General features: G+C 56.6%; 1 protein-coding gene. It reads right to left on the bottom strand.

The features are described from left to right. Positions 1-29: 29 nt before the first annotated feature. A protein-coding gene (locus tag ABB26_RS16835) for an IS3 family transposase (RefSeq protein WP_152982729.1) occupies positions 30-1171 on the bottom strand; the annotation gives its coding sequence in 2 pieces (ribosomal slippage) (positions 30-934 and positions 934-1171; 1143 coding nt in all). Between the last annotated feature and the right edge of the window lie 63 nt (positions 1172-1234).

Consider the following 1234-nt stretch of genomic DNA (forward strand, 5'->3'; position numbering starts at 1 on the left):
TGAATCGCCCAGGCTTTTGTAGACACTCTTCAGCCGTTTAGTGCGTACTGCCGTTCAAACTCTATCGGGGACAGGCCGCCATTGGAACCGTGTCGCCGTGTCGGGTTGTAAAACATCTCGATGTACTGGAAGACATCGGCGCGTGCCTCGTCGTGATTGCTGTAGATCCGCCGCTTAATACGTTCGCGTTTCAACAGCTGGAAGAAGCTCTCCATTGCTGCGTTGTCGTGGCAATTTCCTCGCCGGCTCATGCTGCATACGATGTCGTGCTCACGCAGGAAGCACTGCCAGTCTTCGCTGGTGAACTGCGTTCCTTGGTCAGAGTGCAGAAGCAAACCTGGAGCGGGTTTGCGCCTCCAAACCGCAGCGAGCAGCGCTTGCAAAACCAAGTCGGTGTGCTGCGTGGGGCGCGTCGCCCAACCCACCACCTGGCGTGAGAACAGATCGAGCACAACGGCTAAGTACATGAAGCCGTCGTAGGTTCGGATGTAGGTGATGTCTGTTACCCATGCGCGATTCGGTTCACTTACTTTGAAACCGCGCGCCAAGACGTTCTTTGCCACCGACCCCACTGGACCACTCAGGGGGCGTGGCTTACGGCCATAGCCAACCATAGCCCGAAGTCCTTCGCTCTTCATCAAGCGCGCTACGCGATGTCGGCTGCATGTCTCCCCTAGCTCGCGAAGATCCGAAGTGATCTTGCGATGTCCGTAGACCGAGCCACTCTCAAGCCAGCTGTGCTTGATCAGTCCAAGCAGTCGTTGGTCATCCCGTTCGCGGGGGCTTATCGGACCTCGAAGCCAGGCGTAGTAACCGCTGCGATGGACACTCAGTACGCGGCACATGGCTGCCAACCCGAACTGATCCGCATGGCGCTTCATGAAGGCGTACTTTGCTCTTACCCCTTGGCAAAGTACGCGGCGGCTTTTTTTAGGATGTCTCGCTCTTCAGTGACGCGACGCAACTCAGCTTTTAGCCGGCGAACTTCCGCGTTCTGATCAACCTCAACGCGGCGGCCTACCTCTCCTAAGCCGTGCTGACGTCTCCAACCATACAAACTGTGGACCGATACACCCAGCCGCTCAGCAACCTCAGCTACTGGCCGGCCATATTCGACAATTTGCCGAACCGCCTCGATCTTGAACTCATCCGTGTAACGTTTCGTACTCATAACCACCTCCGCCTAAGCCATAGTTTATGGCTGCGAGGTGTCTACGAAATCCTGGGCGATTCA

The sequence above is a fragment of the Stenotrophomonas humi genome, from assembly GCF_001431415.1.
Lineage (GTDB): Bacteria > Pseudomonadota > Gammaproteobacteria > Xanthomonadales > Xanthomonadaceae > Stenotrophomonas > Stenotrophomonas humi.